This is a genomic window from Tepidiforma sp. (genome assembly GCF_034433535.1).
Taxonomy (GTDB): Bacteria; Chloroflexota; Dehalococcoidia; order Tepidiformales; family Tepidiformaceae; genus Tepidiforma.
This window is the reverse complement of record NZ_DAOUAO010000160.1, coordinates 1-2,329: the sequence shown is the minus strand read 5'-3', so window position 1 is coordinate 2,329 and position 2,329 is coordinate 1. Positions and strand designations below refer to the sequence as shown.

The 2,329-nt window shown below is 72.7% G+C and carries 3 protein-coding genes and 1 pseudogene; 2 read left to right on the top strand and 2 right to left on the bottom strand.

Annotation, left to right across the window (positions count from 1 at the left end):
• Positions 1 to 734, top strand: a pseudogene (locus VAE46_RS08655) (hypothetical protein); the annotation flags it as partial.
• 31 nt (positions 735 to 765) lie between these two features.
• Here the strand turns inward: VAE46_RS08655 and VAE46_RS08650 are convergent.
• On the bottom strand, positions 766 to 1,692 hold the full coding sequence (locus VAE46_RS08650; RefSeq protein ID WP_322796530.1) for a CAP domain-containing protein: 927 nt from the start codon (positions 1,690 to 1,692) through the stop codon (positions 766 to 768).
• A 205-nt stretch (positions 1,693 to 1,897) separates the two neighbouring features.
• Complete coding sequence (locus VAE46_RS08645; RefSeq protein ID WP_322796529.1) at positions 1,898 to 2,032, bottom strand: hypothetical protein; 135 nt, start codon at positions 2,030 to 2,032, stop codon at positions 1,898 to 1,900.
• Positions 2,033 to 2,111: 79 nt separating this feature from the next.
• Here VAE46_RS08645 and VAE46_RS08640 point away from each other — a divergent pair.
• Positions 2,112 to 2,329 (top strand): hypothetical protein (locus VAE46_RS08640; RefSeq protein ID WP_322796528.1); only part of this gene is annotated, 218 nt, incomplete at its 3' end.

Here is a 2,329-nt window from a genome sequence, read left to right as displayed (position 1 = left end):
CCAGCGGCATCATCGCCGGCGCCCTCCTTGCCACCACCGTCCGGCCCGCAGCCGCCCAGTTCGACCCGCCCTCCACGGTCTACGGCTCCATCGCCGATTCCGCCGGCCCCGTCGAAGCCGGGGTCACCGTCGAGGCCTACATCGGCGACACCCGCTGCGGCACCGGCGCCACCGAATACACCGGCGAAGGCGCCTCCCGCGTGACCGTCTACGCCGTCGATGTCGTGGCCGACTCCCAGGTCCGCGGCTGCGGCCGCAACGGCGCCGAGGTGCGCATCAAAATCGGCGACCGCTTCGCGCCCCAATCCGCCCGCTGGCAGCCGGGCCCCGTCCAGCTCGATATCACCTTCGGCAGCGCCACTCCCGCCGCCATCCCCACCTTCACCCCCACCCCAACCCGCACCCCCGACCCCGCAGCCACTCCCACCCCGCCCTCCACGGCCGCCCCCGGGACAACCCCCGGGTCCACCCCGGGCGGAACCGTCGCTACCATCCCGGCCGGTTCCCCCGGCGCCGGCTCGCCGGTCCGCGGCGGCGGCGTCACCAGCGCCACGCCCGGCCAGCAGAGCGCCGGCAGCACCGATAACGGCGGCTTCCCCGTCTGGGGCATCATCGTGCTCGTGCTCGGCGCCATCGCCGCGGTCGGCGGCGGTGCCGGCTACGTGCTCGCCCGCAACCGCGAGAGCTCCAACGAGGACTTCAGCGATCCTCCCGGCGACGACCGCCTGCCCTGAGGGTCTGCACTGGCGGGTGCTCGCCCGCCCATCAGCCCAGGAAAATCATCGTGAAGTAGTGGAACCCCCGGGCGTCGGTGACCAGCCCCACGCCAATCCGGCTGAAGTCGCTCGCCAGCAGATTCGCCCGGTGCGTCGGGCTGTTCATCAGCCCGTCCATCGCCACCGCCGCCGCCTGCTCGGCCGGGTAGTTGTTCATCGCCAGGTTCTCGCCCGCCCATGCGTAGCGCGTGTACCCGAAGTACGCCAGCAGCTCCACGTACATCGAATAGCCGTACGGGTCCACGTGCCCGAAGTAGCCCTGGTCGATGAGCTGCTGCGAACGCGTCCGCGCGATCTTCGTCAGCCCCGCGTCGAGCACATACGGCGCCAGCCCCGCTGTCGCCCGCTCGGCGTTGATCCGCTCGAACAGCTCGAGCTCCAGCGCGGTGGCCGGCCCGCTCGAAACCGCCGGCACGTAGAAGTTCGGCTTTGCCGGCGCAGCCGCCGGCGCCGCGGCAGCCGGCTTCTCCGCAGCAGGCGCACTGGCCGGCGCTGATGGCGCCGCCGGCGGGTTCGCCGGGCGCACCGGGACCGGCGCAGCCTCGGCCGGGGACGGCGCTGGCGCCGCAGGTTCGGGCGTCGGCGCCCACGGGCCGTAGACCCCCGTCGCCAGCCCGAACTCCACTGGCAGCTCGAGGGCCGCTCCCGCATCACCGTTGGGCCCCTGCCGCGGTTCGACCACGCCTGCACGCACCTGCCAGCCGTCCGACACCGCGCCCCCGGCGGCCGCGGGCGCAGCAACAACCGGTCGGTGCTCCCGCACCGGCCGCGCATCGCCGGCCATCACCGTGAACCCCAGCCCCAGGCCCAGCCCCGCCAGCACCGCCGCGACATACAGCGGGAAATGCCGCCCGGGCCGCACCTCCCGCGCCCATCCCCGCAGCTCCGCTTCCCGCACCAGTTCGAACCCGGCCATCGTCGTCCCCGTCCGAGACCCTGGTCTCTGGCGGTTGCCCGCCGGGTCTCATTCCGGGGTTCGACCCCGCAACGCCGCGCCCGCATGGACACGCAGAGGACGCCTCGGTAACAGCCTGGTGCGCAGTTACCCGATGGTCCCTTAAGGGTTGATCGTCGTCCCGTAGGGGTTGCTTAGGGGTTGCCGCTCCGTGGCTGCCGTTACCCTACTGGCAACCGGTCTGCCCGGCCGCAATCAGCGGACCCACGCTCACCGTGTACTCCACGTAGACCTCGCGCCAGCCCGGCTGCAGCGGGTACGTCTTACTGACATCCACGAACCAGTTCGAGTTGGTCCCCACGCCCAGGTCTTGCGGGAACGGCGGGAAGCAGATGACCCGCGCCGGCGACGGCCCGCATTTTTCCAGCTCGAGGTTCAGGTTGCAGGCGCTCAGCGTGCTCGGCCGCGGCGGAAGCGGCGTTGGGGTCGGTGTCGGAACGGGCCGTGTCGGCGTGGCGGTCGGGACCGGGGTCGGCGTCGCCGTCGGGCTCGGCGCAGCCGTCGGTGTCGCGGTTGGCGTCCTGGGACCCGGGGTCCCCGTTGCCGTCCCCGTCGCTGCAGCAGATGGCGTTCCCGTCACCGTCCCCGTTGGCGAAGC